We start from the raw sequence: 25,794 nt of genomic DNA, 5'->3' as shown, positions 1-25,794 counted from the left end.
CGGATGATGGCAACCAGATTGACCGTATGTCGGAAAGTTCAAAACAAGAACTGGATCACACGCTGAAGGACAGGTCGCCGCGGAAATATCAATGTGACATTAGTGGGACGATTGTTTAGGATGGCACCCAGAAGGTCAATAGTTTGGCATAAAGTTAATAGCGAAAGAATCTAGCCAAAATATTGACGAAAACATGCGTCAAACTTGTTTCGCAAATTTTTAAAGTACGTCCAGACTGAATCGGCGCCCATGCCCTCAGGTCCATGGAAGTCAACTGAACGTGACACCCCGGAGAGTCTTCAATGAGCAGTGTTGTTGCCATCGTCAAAAGCATTGTCGGTCAGGTATTCGTGGTGTCCCCAGAGGGCGTGCGCCGCGTACTCGTTGAAGGCGATCGCCTGTTTGTCGGCGACCAGATCGACACCGGCCTCTCCGGCGCCGTGTCGCTTGAATTGGCAGATGGTCGCACCCTCGATCTGGGCCGTGAAACTCAGTGGAGCGCCACCGCCCCCGACTCCAGCACTGACCTGGCAGAAGCCACCGCGCAGGCTGCGCCGTCAGTAGCCGAACTGCAGCAAGCCATTGCCGCCGGTGTCGACCCGACCACCGCGCTTGACGCCACCGCTGCCGGCCCGAGCGCCGCAGGTACGGGCGGTGCTGCTGGTGGCGGCCACAGCTTCGTCATGCTCGACGCCACCGCTGGCCGTGTTGACCCAACCATTGGTTTCCCGACCGCAGGGATCAACGCTGCCGGTCAAGCTGCGCAGAACATCACCGGCGGCCAGACCACCGACACCACCACCAATGCTCTGCGTGAGTCGACCCTGAGCCTTAGCGCCACGCCGAGCATCACCGAAGCCGGCGGCGTGCTGGTGTACACCGCGACCCTGACCCAGGCGCCGCTGACCGACCTGACCATCACCCTGTCCAACGGCGCGGTGATTGTGATTCCGGCAGGTGCAACCACCGGCACGGTCAACGTGCCGCTGGCGCCGAACGACACCGTCTATAACGACCCGACGCAGATCGACGTGACCGTCACCGGCACCACCGGCGGCAACGGCATCACTGTGACGACGCCGACCAACCCGGCCACGACCCAGGTCACTGACACCATCGACACCACCACCGTCACCCTGACGGCCGGGCCGAGTGTCACCGAAGGCGGGCAGATCACCTACACCGCGACCCTGACCAATCCGGCACAAACCCCGGTGACCGTCACCCTGTCGAACGGCTCGACCATCACCATCGGCGCCGGCCAGACCACCGGCACTGTCAACGTGCCGACCCCGGCCAACGACGTCTATAACAACGGCAGTACCGTCACCACCACCATCACTGGTGCCAGCGGTGGCAACTTCGAAAATCTGGTGCCAAACCCCACGCCAGCGGTGACCACCATCACCGATTCGATCGACACCACTAACCTGACCCTGACTGCCACCGGCACAGTGGTTGAAGGTGGCCAGATCACCTACACCGCGACCCTGACCAACCCGGCGCAAACCCCGGTGACCGTCACTCTGTCGAACGGCTCGACCATTACCATTGAAGCCGGCCAAACCACCGGCACCGTCAACGTGCCGACGGCGGCCAATGACGTCTACAACAATGGCGGCACCGTCAGCACCACCATTACCGGCGCTTCCGGCGGCAACTTTGAAAGCCTGGTGCCAAACACCACACCCGCGACCACCACCGTTACCGATTCGATCGACACCACCAGCGTCAGCCTCACCGCGACCGGTACAGTCGTCGAAGGTGGCCAGATCACTTACACCGCGACGCTGACCAACGCCGCGCAAACCCCGGTGACGATCACCCTGTCGAACGGCTCGACCATCACCATTGAAGCCGGCAAGACCACCGGCTCCGTCAACGTGCCAACCGCGGCCAACGACGTTTACAACAATGGCAGCACGGTCAGCACCACGATTACCGGCGCAACCGGTGGCAACTTCGAAAACCTGGTGCCAAACACCACGCCAGCGACCACCACAATTACCGATTCGATCGACACCACCAATCTGTCGTTGTCAGCGACCGGCAGCGTTGCTGAAGGCGGCTCGATCGTTTACACCGCGACCCTGACCAATCCTGCCGGCACACCAGTCACCGTGACCCTGAGCAACGGCTCGGTGATCACCATCGAGGCGGGCAAAACCACTGGCACCGTGACCGTTCCGGCGCCTGCGGATGATGTCTATAAAGACTCCGGCAAAGTCGAAGTCACGATCAAGGATGCGACGGGCGACAACTTCGAGAATCTGCTGCCGAGCACTGTCCCGGCCGTGACCGAAGTGACCGACACCATCGACACCTCGACCGTGAAACTGACGGCTGATACCTCGGTTGCTGAAGGTGGCACCGTCACTTACACCGCCACCGTCGGTGCGCCGGTGACAGGCTCGCCTGTCGTGGTAACCCTGGCCAACGGTCAGAGCATCACCATTGAAGTCGGTAAAACCACCGGCACCGTGACCACTACCGCCCCTAACGATGCGTTGACCGGCAATGCGCCGCTGACCAATTCAATCACTGGCGTTTCGGGTGGCAATTACGAAGATCTGGTGGCCGACAAGACCCCGGTTTCGACCAGCGTTACCGATGTCGCCGACACCACCAACCTGTCGCTGAGCGCAACCGGTTCTGTGGCTGAAGGCGGCCAGATCACTTACACCGCGACCCTGACCAACGCCGCAGGTTCGCCTGTTACCGTAACCCTGTCGAACGGTTCGGTGATCACCATCGAAGCCGGCAAAACCACTGGCACCGTGACCGTTGCGGCGCCTGCCGATGACGTCTACAAAGACGCCGGTAAGGTCGAAGTGACCATCCAGGACGCTACCGGCGGCAATTTCGAGAACCTCGTTCCGAGCACCGTTCCAGCCGTCACCGACGTGACCGATACTGTCGACACCACCACGGTCAAGCTGACCGCCACCGAGTCGGCGGCTGAAGGTGGCACTGTCACGTATACCGCCACTGTTGGCGCGCCGGTGACCGGTTCGCCTGTTGTCGTGACCCTGGCCAATGGTCAGAACATCACCATCGAAGTCGGCAAAACCACCGGCACCGTGACCACCACTGCACCGAATGACGCGTTGACCGGCCAAGCGCCGATCACCAACGCGATCACGGGCGTGAGCGGCGGCAATTACGAAGACCTCGTCGCCGACAAAACCCCGGTCAGCACCACCGTGACTGACACCACCGACACCACCAGCCTGACGCTCAGCGCAACAGGCACCGTGGCTGAAGGCGGTCAGATCACTTACACCGCGACCCTGACCAACGCCGCAGGCTCGCCTGTTACCGTGACCCTGTCGAACGGTTCGGTGATCACCATTGAAGCCGGTAAAACCACCGGCACCGTGACCGTCGCTGCACCCGCCGATGACGTCTATAAAGACGCCGCCAAAGTCGAAGTCACCATCAAGGACGCCACGGGCGGCAACTTCGAGAACCTCGTTCCAAGCACCGTTCCCGCCGTCACCGACGTCACTGACACCATCGACACCTCGACGGTCAAACTGACCGCCACCGAGACTGCCGCTGAAGGTGGTACCGTCACCTACACCGCTACCGTGGGTGCGCCGGTCACCGGTTCGCCAGTGGTCGTGACCTTGGCCAACGGCCAGAACATCACCATCGAAGTCGGCAAAACCACCGGCACCGTGACCACCACCGCGCCAAACGACGCGCTGAACGGCCACGCGCCGCTGACCAACTCGATCACCAATGTGACCGGCGGCAATTACGAGAATCTCGTCGCCGACAAAACCCCGGTCAGCACCACCGTGACTGACACTACCGACACCACCAGCCTGACGCTCAGCGCCACTGGCACCGTGGCTGAAGGCGGCTCGATCGTTTACACCGCAACCCTGACCAACCCGGCTGGCACCCCGGTAACCGTGACCCTGTCGAACGGTTCGGTAATCACCATCGAAGCGGGCAAGACCACTGGCACCGTGACCGTCGCTGCACCTGCCGATGACGTCTACAAGGACGCCGGCAAAGTCGAAGTCACTATCAAGGACGCCACGGGCGGCAACTTCGAGAACCTCGTTCCAAGCACCGTTCCCGCCGTCACCGACGTCACTGACACCATCGACACCTCGACGGTAAAACTGACCGCGACCGAAACCGCCGCTGAGGGTGGCACCGTCACCTACACCGCGACAGTCGGCGCGCCAGTCACCGGTTCGCCTGTCGTCGTGACGTTGGCCAACGGCCAGAACATCACCATCGAAGTGGGTAAAACCACCGGCACCGTCACCACCACGGCACCGAACGATGTGCTGGCCGGCCACGCTCCGCTGACCAACTCGATCACTAACGTTTCCGGCGGCAACTACGAAAACCTGGTCGCCGACAAAACCCCGGTCAGCACCACCGTGACCGACACCGTCGACACCACCACCGTTTCGCTGACCGCCACCGGCAACGTCAACGAAGGCGGTTCGATCGTCTACACCGCGACGCTGACCAATCCGGCCGGCACGCCGGTAACCGTGACCCTGAGCAACGGTTCGACCATCACCATCGACGCCGGCAAGACCACCGGCACCGTGACCGTTCCGGCGCCAGCCGATGACGTCTACAAAGACGCCGGCAAACTCGAAGTGACCATCAAGGAAACCTCGGGCGGCAATTTCGAAAACCTGGTGGCCAATCCGACGCCAGCGGTGACCAACGTTGCCGACACGATCAACACCACGCACCTGACCCTCAGCGCCGAAAGCTATGTGCTTGAAGGCACGTCGATCACCTACACCGCGACCCTGACCAACGCCGCGCAAACGCCGGTCACCGTCAACCTGAGCAATGGCCAGACCATCACCATCGAGGCTGGCAAAACCAGCGGTTCGGTGACCATCGCCGCGCCGAGCGACGACGTCTACAAAGACGTCAGCAAGCTCACCGTGACCATGACCGATGCCACTGGCGGCAACTTCGAGAAACTCGACGTCAGCAAGACCCCGGTCAGCACCACCGTCAATGACACCGTCGACAAAACCACGCTGACCCTCAGCGCCAGCGACACCGTCAGTGAAGGTGGCCAGATCACCTACACCGCGACCCTGAGCAATCCGGCCGGCACCGCCATGACCGTGACCCTGGCCAACGGTGCGGTGATCAACATCGCTGCCGGCGCCACCAGCGGTTCGGTGAACTTCGCTGCGCCTGCCAATACCCCGTACATCGACGGCGGCAAGGTACAGACCGCGATTGCCAGCCACAGCGGCGGCAACTTCGAGCAGGTCGATGCCGACCGTTCGGCGGTGGTTACCACCGTCACCGACACCGTCGACACCACCAATATCAGCCTGAGCGCCACCGCTTCGGTTGCCGAGGGCGGCTCGATCGTCTACACCGCGAGCCTGACCAACCCGGCAGGCACGGCGATGACCGTGACCCTGAGCAACGGTGCGGTGATCAACATCGCCAAAGGCGCGACCACCGGCACCGCGACCGTCGCAGCACCGGCCGATGACGTGTACAAGGACGCTGGCAAGGTCGATGCGAGCATCACCAAGACCACCGGCGGCAACTTCGAGAACCTGGTGGTCGACAAGACCCCGGCGGTCACCGACGTGACCGACACCATCGACAACAGCACCGTGTCGCTGACCGCCACCGCCAGCACCACTGAAGGCGGCGTGGTGGTGTACACCGCTTCCGTCACCGCGCCAGTGACGGGCGCGCCGGTTGTCGTGACCCTGTCCAACGGCCAGACCATCACCATTCCGGTCGGCGCCAGCAGCGGTAGCGTCAACTTCACCGCACCGAACGATGCACTGGCCGGCGGCAACACGCTGAGTGTGAAAATCGACGGCACCAGCGGCGGCAATTACGAAAACCTTGTGGCCGACAAAACTCCGGCCGTGACCTCGGTGACTGACACCGTCGACACCACCAACCTGTCGCTGAGCGCGACCGGCACGGTGGCGGAAGGTGGTTCGATTGTTTACACCGCAACGCTGACCAACCCGGCTGGCACGCCGGTGACCGTGACATTGAGCAACGGCTCGGTGATCACCATCGACGCTGGTAAAACTACCGGTACCGTGACCGTCGCAGCGCCTGCCGATGACGTCTACAAGGACGCCGGCAAAGTCGAAGTCACCATCAAGGATGCAACGGGCGGCAACTTCGAGAACCTCGTTCCGAGCACCACGCCAGCCGTGACCGAAGTCACCGATACCATCGACGCCTCGACCGTCAAACTGACGGCCGACACCACTGTGGCTGAAGGTGGCACCGTCACTTACACCGCCACGGTTGGCGCGCCGGTCACCGGTTCGCCAGTCGTCGTGACCTTGGCCAACGGCCAGAGCATCACCATCGAAGTCGGCAAAACCACTGGCACCGTGACGTTCACCGCGCCGAACGATGCGCTGACCGGTCAGGCGTCGCTGGGTAATTCGATCACTGGTGTCAGCGGCGGCAACTACGAAAACCTGGTGGCCGACAAGACCCCGGTTTCCACCACCGTCACCGACACCGTCGACACCACTGACCTGTCGCTCAGTGCCACCAATTCGGTCGCCGAGGGCGGTTCGATCATCTACACGGCGACCCTGACCAACCCGGCCGGTACGCCGGTGACCGTGACCCTGAGCAACGGCTCGGTGATCACCATCGACGCGGGCAAAACCACCGGCACCGTGACCGTTGCTGCGCCAGCCGATGACGTCTACAAAGACGCCGGCAAGGTCGAAGTAACCATCAAGGATGCTACCGGCGGCAATTTCGAGAATCTGGTGCCGAGCACTGTTCCGGCCGTCACCGAAGTCACCGACACCATCGACACCAGCACCGTCAAACTGACCGCCACCGAGTCTGCGGGTGAAGGTGGCACCGTCACTTACACCGCCACCGTCGGCGCGCCAGTCACCGGTTCGCCGGTCGTCGTGACCTTGGCGAACGGTCAGAACATCACCATCGAAATCGGCAAAACCACCGGCACCGTGACCACCACCGCGCCGAACGACGCGTTGAACGGCCACACCCCGCTGACCAATGCGATCACTGGCGTTTCCGGCGGTAATTACGAAAACCTCGTGGCCGATAAAACTCCGGTCAGCACCACCGTAACCGACACCGTCGACACCACCGATCTGACGCTGACCGCGACTGGCACCGTGGCTGAAGGCGGTTCGATTGTTTACACCGCGACCCTGACCAACCCGGCCGGTACCCCGGTCACTGTGACCCTGTCGAACGGTTCGGTGATCACCATCGAAGCGGGCAAAACCACTGGCACCGTGACCGTTGCGGCGCCTGCCGATGACGTCTACAAAGACGCCGGCAAAGTCGAAGTGACCATCAAGGACGCCACCGGCGGCGATTTCGAGAACCTCGTTCCGAGCACCACGCCAGCCGTTACCGACGTTACTGATACCATCGACACTTCGACGGTCAAACTGACCGCCACCGAGTCAGCGGCTGAAGGTGGCACCGTCACCTACACCGCCACTGTCGGTGCACCTGTGACCGGTTCGCCAGTTGTCGTGACCCTGGCCAACGGTCAGAACATCACCATCGAAGTGGGTAAAACCACCGGCACCGTGACCACCACCGCACCAAACGATGCGTTGACCGGCCATGCGCCGCTGACCAACTCGATCACTGGCGTAACCGGCGGCAACTACGAAAACCTCGTAGCCGACAAAACTCCGGTCAGCACCAACGTGACTGATACCGTCGACACCACCAACCTGTCGCTGAGCGCCACCGGTTCGGTGAACGAAGGCGGCCAGATCACCTACACCGCAACCCTGACCAACGCGGCTGGCTCGCCAGTCACCGTGACCCTGAGCAACGGCTCGGTGATCACCATCGACGCCGGCAAAACCACCGGCACCGTGACTGTCGACGCACCGAAAGATGACGTCTACAAAGACGCCGGCACCGTTGAAGCGACCATCAAAGGCGCAACCGGTGGCGACTTCGAAAACCTGGTCACCAACACGGCTCCAGCCGTCACCACCGTCAACGACACCATCGACACCTCCACCGTGTCGCTGACTGCCACGGCGAACGTCGCCGAAGGCGAAACCGTGGTCTACACCGCGACCGTGACCGCGCCTGTGACCGGCTCGCCGGTTGTCGTGAACCTGTCGAACGGCCAGACCATCACCATCGCCGTCGGTGAAACCAGCGGCACGGTGAACTTCGTCGCGCCGAATAGCCCGTTGGCCGGCGGCAGCTCGCTGAGCGTGACTATCGACGGCGCTACCGGTGGCAACTACGAAAAACTCGCGGTCGACGGCAAGTCCGCCGACACCGCAGTGTCGGACACCAACGACACCACCAACCTGAACCTGACCGCGACCGATTCGGTGGCTGAAGGCGGTTCGATTGTTTACACCGCGACGCTGACCAACCCGGCTGGCACGCCGGTAACCGTGACCCTGAGCAACGGTTCGGTGATCACCATCGAGGCCGGCAAAACTACCGGCACCGTGACGGTTCCAGCGCCTGCCGATGACGTCTACAAAGACGCCGGCAAAGTCGAAGTGACCATCAAGGATGCAACCGGCGGCAACTTCGAGAATCTGGTGCCGAGCACCGTGCCGGCCGTGACCAACGTCACCGACACCCTCGACACCACCACCGTCAAACTCACCGCGACCGAGTCGGCGGCTGAAGGCGGCAGCGTCACTTACACCGCAACCGTCGGCGCGCCAGTGACCGGTTCGCCTGTGGTCGTAACCCTGGCTAACGGTCAGACCATCACCATTGGTGTTGGCCAGACCACCGGCACCGCGACCACCACCGCGCCGAACGATGCATTGACCGGCCACGCGCCGATCACCAATGCGATCACCGAGGTAAGCGGCGGCAACTTCGAAAATCTGGTGGCGGACAAGACGCCGGTTTCAACCAATGTCACCGACACTGTTGACACCACTGACCTGTCGCTGACTGCGACCGGCACCGTTGCGGAAGGTGGTTCGATCATCTACACCGCGACCCTGACCAACGCGGCTGGCTCGCCAGTCACCGTGACCCTGTCGAATGGTGCGGTAATCACCATCGAAGCCGGTAAAACCACTGGCACCGTAACCGTTCCAGCTCCGGCAGATGACGTCTACAAAGACGCCGGCAAGGTTGAAGCGACGATCTCCACCGCCACCGGTGGCAACTTCGAGAACCTGGTGCCGAGCACTGTTCCAGCGGTCACCGAAGTGACTGACACCATCGACACCTCGACCGTGAAACTGACGGCGACCGAGACTGCCGCTGAAGGTGGCACCGTCACCTACACCGCCACTGTCGGCGCTCCAGTCACCGGTTCGCCGGTCACCGTGACCTTGGCCAACGGCCAGAACATCACCATTGAAGTCGGTAAAACCACTGGCACCGTGACCTTCACTGCACCGAACGATGCGCTGACCGGGCACGCGCCGATCACCAACGCGATCACGGGTGTCACTGGCGGCAACTACGAAAATCTCGTGGCCGACAAGACACCGGTCAGCACCACCGTGACTGACACCGTCGACACCACCAACCTGTCGCTCAGCGCGACCGGTACTGTGGCTGAGGGTGGCTCGATCATCTACACCGCGACATTGACCAACGCAGCTGGCTCGCCAGTCACCGTGACCCTGTCGAACGGTGCGGTGATTACCATCGAAGCCGGCAAAACCACTGGCACCGTGTCCGTTCCAGCGCCAGCTGATGACGTCTACAAAGACGCGGGCAAGGTTGAAGCGACGATCTCCACCGCTACCGGTGGCAACTTCGAAAACCTGGTGCCGAGCACCGTTCCGGCCGTGACCGAAATCACCGACACCATCGACACCTCGACCGTCAAACTGACGGCCGATACCTCCGTGGCTGAAGGCGGCACCGTCACTTACACCGCCACTGTCGGCGCTCCAGTGACCGGCTCGCCTGTCGTGGTGACGCTGGCCAATGGTCAGAACATCACCATCGAAGTCGGTAAAACCACTGGCACCGTGACCTTCACCGCGCCGAACGATGCGCTGACCGGCCACGCACCGCTGACCAACGCGATTACCGGTGTTACCGGCGGTAATTACGAGAATCTGGTGGCCGACAAGACCCCGGTTTCGACCAACGTCACTGACACTGTCGACACCACCAATCTGTCGCTCAGTGCGACGGGATCGGTCGCTGAAGGTGGTTCGATCGTCTACACCGCGACATTGACCAACGCTGCCGGCTCGCCAGTCACCGTGACCCTGTCCAACGGCGCGGTGATCACCATCGACGCCGGCAAAACCACTGGCACCGTGACCGTTCCAGCCCCGGCCGATGACGTCTACAAAGACGCCGGCAAGGTTGAAGCGACGATCTCCACCGCTACCGGTGGCAACTTCGAAAACCTGGTGCCGAGCGCTGTTCCGGCCGTGACCGAGGTCACCGATACCATCGACACCTCGACCGTCAAACTCACGGCTGATACGTCGGTCGCTGAAGGCGGCACCGTCACTTACACCGCCACTGTCGGCGCGCCAGTAACCGGTTCGCCGGTTGTCGTGACCTTGGCCAACGGCCAGAACATCACCATCGAAGTTGGCAAAACCACCGGCACCGTGACCACCACCGCACCGAACGATGCGCTGACCGGTCAGGCGCCACTGACCAACTCGATCACCGGTGTAACCGGCGGCAACTACGAAAATCTGGTGGCCGACAAGACCCCGGTTTCAACCACGGTCACCGATACCGTCGACACCACTAACCTGTCGCTGAGCGCGACGGGTTCGGTTGCTGAAGGTGGTTCGATCATCTACACCGCAACGCTGACCAACGCGGCTGGCTCGCCAGTCACCGTGACCCTGTCGAACGGCGCCGTGATCACCATTGAGGCGGGTAAAACCACTGGCACCGTCACCGTCGCTGCGCCGGCGGATGACGTTTACAAAGATGCAGGCAAAGTCGAAGCAACCATTTCGACCGCGACCGGTGGCAACTTCGAGAACCTGGTGCCAAGCACCGTGCCGGCCGTAACCAATGTCACCGACACCATCGACACCACCACCGTAAAACTCACCGCCACCGAGTCGACAGCTGAGGGTGGCAACGTCACCTACACCGCGACTGTCGGCGCGCCAGTCACCGGCTCGCCGGTTGTCGTAACCTTGGCCAACGGTCAGACGATCACCATCGGCGTCGGCCAGACCACCGGTACCGCGACCACCACGGCACCAAACGACGCATTGACTGGCCACGTTCCGCTGACCAACGCGATCACTGACGTAACAGGTGGCAACTTCGAGAACCTGGTGGCTGACAAGACCCCGGTATCGACCAATGTCACCGACGCCGTCGACACGACCAATCTGTCACTCAGCGCTACCAATTCGGTCGCTGAAGGTGGCTCGATCGTCTACACCGCGACCCTGACCAACGCCGCTGGCTCGCCAGTGACCGTCACCCTGTCGAACGGCGCGGTGATCACCATCGACGCCGGTAAAACCAGCGGCACCGTAAGCGTTCCCGCCCCGGCTGACGACGTCTACAAAGACGCCAGCACCGTGCAAGCGACCATCAGCACCGCCTCCGGTGGCAACTTCGAAAACCTGGTGCCGAGCACTGTTCCCGCCGTCACCAGCGTTACCGACACCATCGACACCACCACCGTGAAACTGACGGCCACCGAGTCGGCGGCTGAGGGTGGCAACGTTGTCTACACCGCTACCGTAGGCGCGCCGGTTACCGGCTCGCCAGTTGTCGTGACTTTGGCCAATGGTCAAACCATCACCATCGGTGTAGGCCAGACCACGGGCACCGCAACCACCGCAGCGCCAAATGATGCATTGACTGGTCATGCACCACTGACCAACGCGATCACCAACGTGACCGGCGGCAACTACGAAAATCTCGTGGCCGACAAGACCCCGGTCAGCACCAACGTGACCGACACTGTCGACACCACCAACCTGTCGCTCAGTGCGACCGGTTCTGTGGCTGAAGGCGGTTCGATTGTTTACACCGCCACGCTGACCAACGCCGCTGGTTCGCCAGTGACCGTAACCTTGTCAAACGGCGCGGTAATCACCATCGACGCCGGCAAAATCACCGGCACCGTGACCGTTCCAGCACCTGCAGACGACGTCTACAAAGACGCCGGCACCGTGCAGGCGACGATCAACACCGCCACCGGTGGCAACTTCGAAAATCTGGTGCCGAGCACGGCTCCGGCTATTACCAGCGTCACCGACACCATCGACACCACCACGGTGAAACTGACCGCGACCGCCACTGCCGCTGAAGGCGGTAACGTCGTCTACACCGCAACTGTCGGCGCGCCAGTGACTGGCTCGCCAGTCGTGGTCACCCTGTCGAACGGTCAGACCATCACCATTGGTGTTGGCCAGACCACCGGCACCGCGACCACTACCGCGCCTAACGACGTATTGACCGGTCATGCACCGCTGACAAACGCGATCACCAACGTGACCGGAGGTAACTTCGAAAACCTCGTGGCTGACAAAACGCCGGTCAGCACTACCGTGACCGACACTGTCGACACCACCAACCTGTCGCTCAGTGCGACCGGTTCTGTGGCTGAAGGCGGCTCGATCGTTTACACCGCGACGTTGACCAACGCCGCTGGCTCGCCAGTGACCGTCACCTTGTCAAACGGCGCCGTGATCACCATCGACGCTGGTAAAACCACTGGCACCGTAACCGTTCCAGCGCCAGCCGATGACGTCTACAAAGACGCGGGTACCGTGCAGGCGACCATCAGCACCGCCACCGGTGGCAACTTCGAAAACCTCGTGCCGAGCACGACTCCGGCCGTGACCAGCGTCACCGACACGATCGACACCACCACCGTAAAACTCACTGCAACCACAACTGCAGCCGAGGGCGGCAACGTTGTCTACACCGCGACTGTCGGCGCGCCAGTCACCGGTTCGCCGGTTGTCGTGACCCTGGCCAACGGTCAGACCATCACTATTGGCGTCGGCCAGACCACCGGCACCGCGACCACCACCGCACCGAACGATGCGTTGACCGGTCATGCGCCGCTGACCAACTCGATCACCAACGTGACGGGCGGCAACTACGAGAACCTCGTGGCCGACAAAACCCCAGTCAGCACTAACGTGACCGACACTGTCGACACCACCAACCTGTCGCTCAGTGCGACCGGCTCCGTAGCCGAGGGCGGTTCGATCGTCTACACCGCAACCTTGACCAACGCCGCTGGCTCGCCAGTGACCGTAACTCTGAGCAACGGCTCGGTGATCACCATCGACGCCGGTAAAACCACTGGCACCGTAACCGTTCCAGCGCCAGCCGATGACGTCTACAAAGACGCGGGTACCGTGCAGGCGACCATCAGCACCGCCACCGGTGGCAACTTCGAAAACCTCGTGCCGAGCACGACTCCGGCCGTGACCAGCGTCACCGACACGATCGACACCACCACCGTAAAACTCACTGCAACCACAACTGCAGCCGAGGGCGGCAACGTTGTCTACACCGCGACTGTCGGCGCGCCAGTCACCGGTTCGCCGGTTGTCGTGACCCTGGCCAACGGTCAGACCATCACTATTGGCGTCGGCCAGACCACCGGCACCGCGACCACCACCGCACCGAACGATGCGTTGACCGGTCATGCGCCGCTGACCAACTCGATCACCAACGTGACGGGCGGCAACTACGAGAACCTCGTGGCCGACAAAACCCCAGTCAGCACTAACGTGACCGACACTGTCGACACCACCAACCTGTCGCTCAGTGCGACCGGCTCCGTAGCCGAGGGCGGTTCGATCGTCTACACCGCAACCTTGACCAACGCCGCTGGCTCGCCAGTGACCGTAACTCTGAGCAACGGCTCGGTGATCACCATCGACGCCGGTAAAACCACTGGCACCGTAACCGTTCCAGCGCCAGCCGATGACGTTTACAAAGACGCCGGCACCGTGCAGGCGACGATCAGCACCGCCACCGGTGGCAACTTCGAAAACCTGGTACCGAGTACGACGCCGGCCATCACCAGCGTCACCGACACCATCGACACCACCACCGTGAAACTGACGGCAACCGCTACCGCAGCCGAAGGTGGCAACGTCGTCTACACCGCTACCGTTGGTGCGCCGGTCACCGGTTCGCCAGTTGTCGTGACGCTGGCCAACGGTCAGACCATCACCATCGGTGTTGGCCAGACCACTGGCACCGCAACCACCGCAGCGCCAAACGATGCATTGACTGGTCATGCACCACTGACCAACTCGATCACCAACGTGACCGGTGGCAACTACGAGAATCTGGTGGCCGACAAGACCCCGGTTTCGACTACCGTCACCGACACCGTCGACACCACCAACCTGTCGCTGTCCGCGACCGGCACAGTGGCCGAAGGTGGCCAGATCACTTACACCGCGACCCTGACCAACGCCGCTGGCTCGCCAGTCACCGTAACCCTGAGCAACGGCTCGGTGATCACCATAGACGCCGGTAAAACCACTGGCACCGTAACCGTTCCAGCGCCAGCCGATGACGTCTACAAAGACGCCGGCAACGTTCAGGCAACGATCAAAACCGCCACTGGGGGCAGCTTCGAGAACCTGGTGACCAGCACCACGCCAGCCGTGACCAGCGTCACCGACACCATCGACACCACCACCGTGAAACTGACCGCCACCGGTACAGCGGCTGAAGGCGGCAACGTCGTCTACACCGCCACGGTTGGCGCACCGGTAACCGGATCGCCAGTCGTCGTGACCCTGGCCAACGGTCAGACCATCACCATCGGCATCGGCCAGACCACGGGCACCGCGACCACCACTGCGCCGAACGATGCATTGACCGGTCACGCGCCGCTGACCAATTCGATTACCAACGTCACGGGCGGCAACTTCGAGAATCTGGTGGCCGACAAGACCCCGGTTTCGACTACCGTCACCGACACCGTCGACACCACCAACCTGTCGCTGTCCGCGACCGGCACCGTGGCCGAAGGTGGCCAGATCACTTACACCGCGACCCTGACCAACGCCGCTGGCTCGCCAGTCACCGTAACCCTGAGCAACGGCTCGGTAATCACCATCGACGCTGGCAAAACCACCGGCACCGTGACCGTCCCGGCTCCGGCTGACGACGTCTACAAAGACGCCGGCACCGTGCAGGCAACCATCACTGGCACCAGCGGCGGCGGCTTCGAAAATCTGGTGACCAACAACACGCCAGCCGTGACCAACGTCACCGACACGGTCGATACCACCACCGTCAGCATCACTGGCAGCAGCTCGGTGACCGAAGGCCAGACGGCCAGCTACACCGTCAGCCTGAACCACCCGGCGCAAACCGAAGTGACCCTGAAAATCGTCTACAGCGGTACCGCCGCCGACGGTTCTGATTTCACCGGCGTGTACACCGTGAAGATTCCGGCAGGTGCGAGCAGCGCGCAGTTCAACGTCGCCACCATCGATGACAAGATCACCGAAGGCACCGAGAACTTCGTGGTCAAGATCGATTCCGCCACCGGCGGCAACTTCGAAAACCTCGCGGTCAGCAGCACCAACGGCAGCGTCAGCACCTCGATCATCGACAACGATGCGCCGCCGGTGCTCGATCTGGATGCCAACAACTCCAGCGGCGCCACCGGTGCCGACTACAAGGTGACCTTCACCGAAAACACCCCGGGCGCCGGCGTGTCGATTGCCGACACCGACATCAGCATCACCGACCCGGACAGCACCCTGCTGACCGGTGCCACCGTGGTCCTGACCAACCGTCAGGACGGCGATGCGCTGAACCTCGGCAACAGCGTCAACGGCATCACCATCAATGCCAACAGCACCAACGGCACCGTGACCCTGACGCTGTCGGGCAACGCGACACTGGCCGACTACATGCAGGCCATCAAGAACATCAGCTTCACCAACGGCAGTGAAAACCCGAGCACCGTGCCACGGATCATCACCGTGACCGTGACCGATGGCGGCAACTACTCCAACACCGCGACCACCACGGTCAACGTGGTGGCGGTCAACGACGCACCGGTCGCTGCACCGAGCAATGTCACCGGCACCGAAGACACCCCGCTGGTGCTCGGCTGGTCGACTTTCGGTGTAACTGACGTCGACAGCCCGGCCAGCAGTCTCGGCATCAAAATCACCCAACTGCCGGGCGAAGGCAAACTGCAGTATCTGGACGGTTCGACCTGGAAAGATGTCGCCAACAACCAGACCTTCAGCAAGGCTGACATCGACGCGGGCAAGCTGCGCTTCCTGCCGGATGCCAACGAGTCTGGCGTCAATGGTTACGGTGGCAGCGGTCTGGGCAACAACCAAGCGGACTACGCGCAGATCAAGTTCCAGCCAACCGACGGCCAGTTGCTGGGCAACACCGGCACCGTGAAAATCGACATCACGCCAGTGGCGGATGCGCCGACCGTGAGCGTGGCCGACAACAGCGTGAAGTCCACCGGCCTGATCAAGGAAGTCTGGACTGGTCTCTCGGGTCTGGGCACCAACGGCAATGGCGCGGATTCGACCACGTTGAAAAACGTCATCGACGGCGCCGGGAAACCGAACTCCAGTGGCTCGGTCACCAATGTGCAGTCCGACGGTAGCGTTGCGGCGGGCACGGCATCGAAGACGTCAGGCCTGATTTATCTGGAAGCCGGCAAGACCTACACCTTCAGCGGTATTGCCGATGACAGTTTGCTGATCACGATCGGCGGCAAGAGTGTGGCTTCGGGGACCTGGGGCGCGGGCGGCGCCATCAATGGCTCGTTCACCCCGACCACCAGCGGCTACTACACCCTGGACATCTACCACCACAACCAGAGCGGCCCGGGCAGCTACGACGTCAACCTGTCGGTCAACGGCAGCACGCCAATCGACCTGAGCAGCGCCGGCGTGCCGATCTACACCGGCGTGCAGGATCTGATCAATTCGGGCGTGACCGTCTCCGATCTGCACGGCAGCAACGGCGAAGGCTATTACGACGGCTACAAACTCAACACCGGCGCCGAAGGCACCACGGTGAAACTCTCGGCGATCACCACCGCCCTGACCGACACCGACGGCTCGGAAACCCTGAGCGTGAAGATCAGCGGCGCACCGGTCGGCTCGGTGCTCAGCGATGGCGCGGGTCATACCTTCACCGTCACCGCCAGCAGCGGCGACGCCAACGTCACCGGCTGGAACCTCGGCAGCCTGACCGTAACGCCACCGCCGTACTACAACGGCCAGTTCAACCTGACCGTGACCTCGACCTCCACCGAGATGGTCGGCGGCTCGGCCAGCAGCACCGCGACCATTCCGGTCACCGTGGTGCCGGCGGTCTACAACGCGGTCGTGGCAACCTCGGGCGACGACACTGTCACCGGCACCGATGGCAACGACATCATCGTCGCCGACATCGGTGGCCTGACCGTGGTGCCGGGCACCAACTACAACATCGCGTTCATGGTCGACAGCTCCGGCAGCATGAGCAGTTCGTCGCTCAACGCGGCCAAAGACTCACTGACCTCGGTGTTCAACAGCCTCAAGCAGAGCCTGGGCGGCAGCAACTCGGGCACGGTGAACATTTTCCTCGTCGACTTCGATACCCAGGTCAACAAGTCGGTGTCGGTGAACCTCAACGACCCGAACGCGCTGACCCAGCTCAAAGCGGTACTGGATTCGATGGCGTCCGGTGGCGGCACCAACTACGAGGATGTGTTCAAGACCACGGCCAACTGGTTCCAGAGCGCTGACGCGGTGGCCAACACCGGGGCGAAGAACCTCACGTACTTCATCACCGATGGCCAGCCGACCTACTACCAGAGCGGCGAGCAGACCAACCCGACGCTGTACGGCAACGTGAAGCTCGACGATGTGGTGAAAACCAGCAATTACAAGCCGGGCGACACCTTCAGCACCTACATCGACAATACCCACGCGTTGACGATCAACAGCGCCGGCACCGTGACCCTGCAAACCTACAATTCGTGGTGGGGCTGGAGCAGCTCTAATCTGGGCACCATCCACGCGCAGGGCGACGGCACCTATGAGTTGTCGAGTCTGGCGGGGACCGGTAACAGCACCAACTCGTCAACGACCAGTAACTCGACCAGTGGCTTTGCCTTGCTCAGCGGTCTGTCGAACGTCGAGGCTATCGGTCTGAACAACGATGTCAGCCTCAACGATCTGAAGCCTTACGACTCGGACAAAACGCCGCAGACCAACATCGATCCGAAGGACCTGGCCAACTCGATCATCGGCCACACCGAAGCGACGATGCCGGGCAACGACACCGTCAGCGGTGGCGACGGCAACGACATCCTGTTCGGCGATCTGGTCAGCTTCAACGGCATTGCCGGTGAGGGTTATCAGGCGATGCAGGCGTTCGTGGCCAAGGAAACCGGGGTTGACGTCAGCAAAGTCACCACCAGCAACGTGCACCAGTACATCACCGAGCACTATCAGGCGTTCGATGTGTCCGGCGCGCATGACGGTAACGACACGCTGTTGGGTGGCGCGGGCAATGACATCCTCTTCGGTTCGGGCGGCAACGACTGGCTCGATGGCGGCAAAGGCAATGACATCCTCCTCGGCGGCACTGGCAACGACACGCTGATCGGCGGTCAGGGCAACGACATCCTGATCGGTGGTTCGGGTGCCGACACCTTCGTCTGGAAGGCGGGCGATACCGGTAACGACGTGATCAAGGACTTCAAGGCCAGTGAAGGTGACCGTATCGATCTGCGCGATCTGTTGCAGGGCGAGACCGGCAGCACCATCGATAACTTCCTGAAGATCACCACGGTCGATGGCACGTCGTCGCTGCAAGTCAGCTCGGCGGGCAAGTTCAACTCCGGCGACGCTGCGGCGGCAACCCCGGACGTGACGATCAAACTGGAAGGCAATAACTGGTCGAGCGCCAACATTCACAACCTGATTGCCGGCAGCGACCCGACGATCAAAGTCGACCACAACAACAGCTGATACGTGAACAAAAACGGCCGCCCTTCTGGGGCGGCCGTCACGTTTGCGCTTACCGCGACGGTGACGATTACGTCGCCGCACCGCATACTCGCGCGCAGTTGGCTATGCTGCTGACAGCATGACGCTGGTTCATTTCCGAGGGATGCTCAATGTTTTACGTGCAACGCGATGCGCAAGGTCTGTTGATTCGCGTGGAAGCCGCGGCCTACGCCGAGGCCACGGAAACCCTGCCGGCCGACAGCCATGAAATCCAGGCCTGGTTCGCCAACGAAGTGGTGGAAACCAGCCTCAAACAGCTCAAGCAGAGCGACTTCGAAATGATTCGGGTCCTCGACGACCTGATTCAGGTGCTGACCCAGAAAGGCGTGATCCGCGTCACCGACCTGCCACCGGCGGCTCAGGCCAAGTTGATGGACCGGACACAGGCGCGGGAAGCGTTGGGCGGGTTGAGTCAGTTGATCGATGAGGATGAGGGCGGGTTGATCTGATTTCTTCAGATCAAAGGCCTACCCTCACCCCAGCCCTCTCCCCGAGGGAGAGGGGGCCGACCGAGGTGTCTGGCGCCGTACATCGACCTGAAAAACCGGGTCGATTATGGATTCAGCGCAAATCGCTGATGTCGGCGTATTTCCCGAATATCCCCAATCAGTCCGCTCTCTCGGAGGGACGGGGCCGACCGAGGTGTCTGGCGCTGTACATCGACCTGAGAAATCGAGTCGATTATGGATTCAGCGGAGCTCTTTCACGTCGGCGTATTACATCAATATCCCACGGTCAGTCCCCTCTCCCTCTGGGAGAGGGCTAGGGTGAGGGTTGCTTTTGCAATGACTCACCGCCAAGGCTTCGGCTCACCCAACAACTGCCCTTGAACCCCATACAAACCCATCTCGCGAATCACCGCCAACTCCCCCTCCGTCTCGACCCGCTCGGCAATCAGCGGCAGATCGATGCTGTGCGCCGCGCGCTGGATCGCTTCGATGAACAGACGCTTGTCACTCTCCTGATCGATCGCACGAATGTAACTGCCATCGATCTTCAAGTACGCCAGCCCCAGCCGCGCCAGGTTGCCGATCATGCTGAAGCGCCCACCAAAGCGCTGCAGGCTCAGGGAGAAGCCGAGTTCACGCAGGCGCCGGGTCAACTGCTCCAGCACCGCTTGCTCCGGCAATTGCTCCTCGCCGATTTCCAGGGTCAGGCGCTCGCCCAGGTTGGAATGCGCGCGCAAAATCTCGAAGACTTTGTTCAACGCCTGCGGATCCGCCAGGGTCGCCGAAGACAGGTTCAGCGCCAGCGAATCTTCATGTTCTTTCATCTGCTCCAGCACGCGCTCAAGCATCAGGCGATCCAGCCGCGCGGTCCAGCCGAAGCGCTCCAGCCATGGCAGGAAGCGCCCGGCCGGGATGGTCTGGCCCTGATCATCGAGCAAGCGCGAGAGCACTTTGTAATGCAGCACCAGTTGCGTGTCGGCGGCAGCCACCACCGGCTGGAAATACAGCTCGAAACGCTGCTGACTCAAGGCCTGATCGAGCAAGCGATGCCAGGCATGGTGATCGTCGCCGACATCCGCCGTCAGGCTCTGATCGATGCAGGCCCAGTTCTGCTCGCCCTGCCCTTCGGCTTGCGCCAGCGCCTGATCGCCAAGTGTCAGCACCTGTTGCGGCGAATCGCCGTGAGTGAATGGCGCCAGGCCGATCGACGCCACAGCCGCGACGTCGGTCGCGCCGGTGGCATGCAGACTGCTCAAGGCATTGTCGAGGTTCTGCGCCAGTTGCAGCGCTTCTTCACGAACCAGCCCCGGCGCCAGCACGGCAAATTCGCCGCCGCGAATACGGGTGACGAGATTCTGGGTTTCCGGGTACTTGGCGCATTCGCGGGACAATTGTTCGCCAACTGCTTTCAGCAGTTCATCGGTGCGCTGGCCACCGAGACGCTGGTTGAGCCCGGCCAGATCCTTGACCCGCAACAGCAGCAGATAACCGGAGCTGGCCTGCTCCGGGTTGCTCACGCGATTGTTCAACTGCATCTCGAAATAACGCCGGTTGGCCAACCCCGTCAGGTTGTCCTGATAAGACTCGGCCCGCAGTTTTTCACTGCGCTCGGCCTGCTCCTGAAACAGTGCCTTGAGCTTCTCGACCATCTGGTTCATCGCCTGCACCACGCGGCGTAATTCAGGCGTGCGCGGCAGATCCGGCAGGCTGAGGAATTCGCGCCGGGCGATGGCGTGGGATTGCTTGACCATGTAATCCAGTGGCTTCAACTGCCGGCGCAGCAGCAGCGCACCGAGGACGGCACTGATCGCACCGCAGATCAGCAGCCAGCCGAGGCTGCCCAACGCGCTCTGCCAGAGTTTGGCCACGGCGAACATCGGGTGACTGACCACCTCGACCCGAGCCGCCTGTTCCCAGCCACGACTGACCAGCGCGTCGCCACCGGCAGGTTCCAGGCCAATCAGTTTGACGAACCAGTCCGGCACGTTAGTGACGGCCGGAATGCCGTTGCGCTCGACGATCGTCTGATCGGTTTTCAGATCGACCACGCGGATGCTCGCGTAATAACCGCTGTCGAAAATCGAGCTGACCAGCAACTCGACCATCGCCGGGTCGTCGATATTCGGCGTCAGTGACAAAGCCAGCGCCGTCGCGGCGTCCTGGGCGTGGGAACGCAACTGGTTGACGTACTGGGTGCGCGAGCTTTCCAGGCTGACCATGAAGCTGCCGGTGAAGGCGACCACCAGGAACAGACAGATTGCGATCAACAGCTGTTTGAACAAAGACATCTGAGCGCGTGCTCCTAGTTAGTCGTCTCGACCGGGAAACCTTCGGCCTGCATTTTCTTCAACACATCCTGCCAGCGCGACAGGCGTTTGGTGTCACCGACTTTTTTGTTGCCCTTGGCGCCCGGCAGGTACAACCCTTCCGCATTGAAAGAGTAGACCGGCAGCAAATCGGTTCGCTGCGACGCCGGCTGGATCGGATCGATCAGGCTGTCGAGCACCAGCGGCATGGCATCGGGGGTGGCATAGTAAGTCAGGACCATGTGCGCGCGGTTCTGGCGCAACGCTTTGACATAGGTGATGCGCAGCTTGTCACTGGAAACCCCGAGGTGGCGCAGGCTGAAATACTTGGCGATCGCGTAGTCTTCACAGTCGCCGGCGCCTTTCCACAGCGCCTCGATGGGCGTTTCCCAGTAATCGACTTCGTGCCACAGATCGATGTCCTCGACGTAGCGCACCTGTTTGTTGAAGAACAGGTTCACTACTTTGAGCTTTTCCATCTCGTTGACTTGCTTCTGCGTGGCCAACAGATTTTGCCAGGCATCGATGCGCTGCTGCCCGGCACCCAGCGGTCCGTAAAGTGCCGTGGCTTTGCGGCTGATCGTGGAAAAATCCCAATCGGCATGCAGACCGCCCAGCATGACGCCGGCCAGCAGCAGTGCGCAGCCTAGCCAGCGCAGTGTCCGGGGGATCGCGAAACATACCGCCACAGCAGGATTCCGGGGGGCAGGAAGGAAAGCGTTTGATGGTGAAGCTTAGCCGGCGAAAAAACAATGGCACCATGAGATCATCCTCGGCGCGCTAAACTTCATTGGGCACCACGATGTTTTACAAGGTTTGACAACCTGTAGAGCAATCACTAGTGTCATTTGGATCCAAATCAGGCCGACATACAGGGTGCGTAGTCGTGACACAGAAGCCCAAACCGCTGCACAGCATTAAAGTCGACGGACCGATTCCTGCGCATCTGGCCCGTTCGGTGATCGAAGAAACCCTGCGCTCGGCAATTCTTGATGGGCGTCTGCCCTGCGGCACGGCGCTGCGTCAGCAGGATCTGGCCGATTTGTTCGGCGTCAGCCGCATGCCGGTGCGCGAAGCCTTGCGCCAACTCGAAGCCCAGGAACTGCTCAGCGTTACTGCGCATAAAGGCGCAGTGGTTGCGCCGTTGATTCAGGGCGATGCCACTGAAACCTACGAGCTGCGCATCCTCCTCGAATCCGAAGCCATGCGCCAGTCGGTTCCGCTGTTGACCGCTGCCGATCACGCACGGGCAGCGGCTTACATCGAAGAGCTGGAGGCGCAACACGACTACACGGAAATCGGCCGGCTCAACCGTTTGTTCCACATGGCCCTTTACAGCAAGGCGCCCAACAAACGCTTGCTGCGACTGGTCGAAGACGGACTCAACGAAGAAGAACGTTTTCTGCGTTTCAACCTTGAGGCCATGGGCCTGGGCAAATTGTCCCAGGACGATCACCGGGCGATGCTGCAAGCCGTGCAGGATCGCGACACTGAACGGTCGATCGAACTCCTCGAGCAGCACCTTAATCGGGGCGTCGAGGTGATTACCCGCTATCTGGCTACCCCCGCCGCGCAAAGCCGCAAAGCCGCGCGCTGAGCTCGCACCCTCCGCGAATCACTCTCTTACAAATCCCCAAGCGATCTGCCACCCCTCGGGTGGGCGGATCCGCGTGCCCGCTCTGACCTCCCTGCGCCGTTGAGTCCGGAATTTGCACCTTGCCGGTGACGAAACGGGAATAGCCGTGGCGATCATTTACCCGCACTCTTGAACGGCCAACCCCATAAAGAACGGGCGACGCGTCGCACCGACGGCGCAGTCCCCGCACCAGGAACCTACGGAAGGAGCCTTGCCACGGGAAAAAGGAAGTCATGGCGCGGGGTCACGGCCAACTTCCGCCCCTTTTAAATCATTCAACTCTTATTACTGGAAAGTTGCTTCGAGTGAGGCATTCACTCTTATCGATCAATTTTGGCAGTTATTCGCCGAAAGGAGCAACTACGCCCAAATAAAACTTCAGCCAAAAGTTTTATCGGAACTACTCAACTTCAAAAAACAGCCAACTTAAAATAATTAAAAAATGTACTTGTTAAATACTTTGTCGGTGTATTAGTTTTTCCTCGCCAAGTTTGAACTTCACCCTTCACCTCGGCACCCACCCAATGCCTGCGGTACAAAGCAGCGCCTTATGGGCAGACATGAAGCCATGTCACAGATATATCCGGTCCGCACTTACCTATCAGGAAGGAAGGCTGTCGTCCGCCGACAGAAAACAAGTAAGTCGTAGTTTCACAGATTGCGCAGTTACCCGAGCAGTTCCATTACATATCAACGATAAAGGACATCATGATGCCCACCAAGAACCAACTCGCCCTAAAGAAAGCCGAACTTAGCATTCACCCGATCTTTTCCGAGATCACTTCGCTATCGGTATTGCGACGTTTCATGGAAACCCACGTATTTGCCGTGTGGGATTTCATGTCGCTGACCAAGCGCCTGCAGCAGGAGCTGACTTGCACCCGCTTGCCGTGGTTGCCGCCGCGTGATCCTCACGCCGCCCGGTTGATCAACGAGATCGTTCTGGGTGAGGAATCGGATGATTGTCTGACCGAAGGGCATTACAGCCATTTCGAGTTGTACCTGGATGCCATGCGCGAAATCGGCGCGAGTACCACCGCCGTGGAGCGCTTTATCGCCCTGCAACAGGAAGGCGTGAGCTATGACGTCGCGCTGCAAAGCATCGAGGTTGATCCGGCCGCCGCGCAGTTTGTCCGCGACACCTTGCGCACCGCCCTGCATGCCCCGGGGCACAGCGTGGCGGCGGCGTTTCTGCATGGCCGTGAGAGCGTGATCCCGACCATGTTCCAGCGCATCCTCGACGACTGGGGCATCGGTATCGAGCAGGCGCCGACCTTCCGCTATTACCTGGAACGGCACATCGAGGTCGACTCCGAAGATCACGGCCCGGCAGCAGAACACCTGCTCGAGCGTCTGGTCGACGGCGATCCGCAGCGCGAGGCCGAGGTCTACGCCAGCGCCATCGCCGCCTTGGAGAGCCGTATCGCCCTGTGGGACGGCCTGCGCCTGAGCATGCGCGAACCGTTGGCGGAGGTGGCCCAATGAACGCCACCGACTATCAATCCTTTGCCGACGCCTGGGAGAACCGCGCGACCATCCGCACCCGCCCGCGGCGCGTGCTCGAAGACGACGAGCGGCTGATCTATCCGCTCAGCCGCCAGCCACTGGTGCTCAGCGAAACCTTCCTGCGCGAGTGCCCGCAGCAGCGAGATTTCGCCTTGGTGCAGACGCTGTACAAATTCATCAACGACGTGGTGATTTTCGAGACCGAGATCGTCGACAAGACTGCGCGCAGCATCGCCAAGAACCGCTTCGCTGTAACCTTCCCGTTTGCCTGCCGTTACGACGCGATGACCGTGGTGGTCGACGAGGATTACCACGCCTTGGTGGCGATGGACTTCATGCAGCAAACGGTCGCGATGACCGGCATCGAACCGATTCAGTTGCCCGATGAAATCGAACTGAGCCGGGCTATTCCCGCCGCCGTCGCGCTGGCACCGGAACACCTGCGCAGCGCGATGGAATTGATTTGCGTGGCCATCGCCGAAAACACCGTGACCGGCGATGTCGCGGCGTTCGCCCGCGACGACACGGTCAAGCCGTCGATCAAAGGCCTGATGGCCGATCACTTGCTCGATGAGGGTCGCCATTCGAGTTTCTGGGCGCGAATGGTGCGCATCTATTGGCACACCGCCAGCGCGGCGGATCGCGAAACCATCGCGCAGATTCTGCCGGTGTTCATCGGCCATTACCTGACCAACGACATCCAGAAATCCTTCGACCTGCGCCTGATCGATGCGCTGCCGGTCAGCGCGACAACGCGCCGTTCGCTCAGGGATGAAATGGCCGGGCTCGCGTTCCCGATCAATCGCCACCATCCCTTGGTGGGCAACATCGTCAAGTTCTTCCACAACAGTTCGCTGCTCGACACACCGTGCGTGCAGCACGCCCTGCGCGATTACCTGGTTTGACAAGGAGGCCGA

The 25,794-nt window shown here is 61.4% G+C and carries 7 protein-coding genes; 5 read left to right on the top strand and 2 right to left on the bottom strand.

Annotated elements, in window-relative coordinates; genetic code table 11:
* Positions 1 to 302: 302 nt before the first annotated feature.
* Both AB4N44_RS18075 and AB4N44_RS18070 read left to right on the top strand, forming a co-directional pair.
* A complete protein-coding gene (locus AB4N44_RS18075) occupies positions 303 to 18,941 on the top strand; it encodes a LapA family giant adhesin (RefSeq protein WP_460108180.1) in 18,639 nt (6,212 codons plus the stop codon).
* Between the two features lie 149 nt (positions 18,942 to 19,090).
* Entirely contained in the window at positions 19,091 to 19,429 is a 339-nt protein-coding gene (locus AB4N44_RS18070) for a hypothetical protein (protein WP_007918987.1), read from the top strand.
* Positions 19,430 to 19,770: 341 nt separating this feature from the next.
* Here AB4N44_RS18070 and lapD read toward each other — a convergent pair whose 3' ends face one another.
* On the bottom strand, positions 19,771 to 21,717 hold the full coding sequence (gene lapD, locus AB4N44_RS18065) for a cyclic di-GMP receptor LapD (protein WP_095122340.1): 1,947 nt from the start codon (positions 21,715 to 21,717) through the stop codon (positions 19,771 to 19,773).
* A gap of 14 nt (positions 21,718 to 21,731) precedes the next feature.
* Entirely contained in the window at positions 21,732 to 22,424 is a 693-nt protein-coding gene (gene lapG / locus AB4N44_RS18060; protein WP_095122342.1) for a cysteine protease LapG, read from the bottom strand.
* 197 nt (positions 22,425 to 22,621) lie between these two features.
* Here lapG and AB4N44_RS18055 point away from each other — a divergent pair, with 197 nt between their 5' ends.
* From AB4N44_RS18055 to AB4N44_RS18045, 3 genes are all read left to right on the top strand, one after another.
* Positions 22,622 to 23,332 (top strand): GntR family transcriptional regulator, encoded by a 711-nt coding sequence (locus AB4N44_RS18055; RefSeq protein WP_150776562.1) that lies wholly within the window; start codon positions 22,622 to 22,624, stop codon positions 23,330 to 23,332.
* Positions 23,333 to 24,079: 747 nt separating this feature from the next.
* Positions 24,080 to 24,856, top strand: coding sequence for a DUF3050 domain-containing protein (locus AB4N44_RS18050; protein WP_460108183.1), 777 nt, complete (start codon positions 24,080 to 24,082; stop codon positions 24,854 to 24,856).
* Positions 24,853 to 25,782 carry a diiron oxygenase gene (locus AB4N44_RS18045; RefSeq protein WP_460108184.1) on the top strand — a complete coding sequence of 310 codons (930 nt, stop codon included), beginning with the start codon at positions 24,853 to 24,855 and terminating at the stop codon, positions 25,780 to 25,782. The genes AB4N44_RS18050 and AB4N44_RS18045 overlap by 4 nt, the downstream gene beginning before the upstream one ends.
* The last annotated feature ends 12 nt before the right edge of the window (positions 25,783 to 25,794 follow it).

It is taken from the genome of Pseudomonas sp. S3_C06, from assembly GCF_054667675.1.
This window is presented reverse-complemented; position numbering and strand designations above follow the sequence as displayed.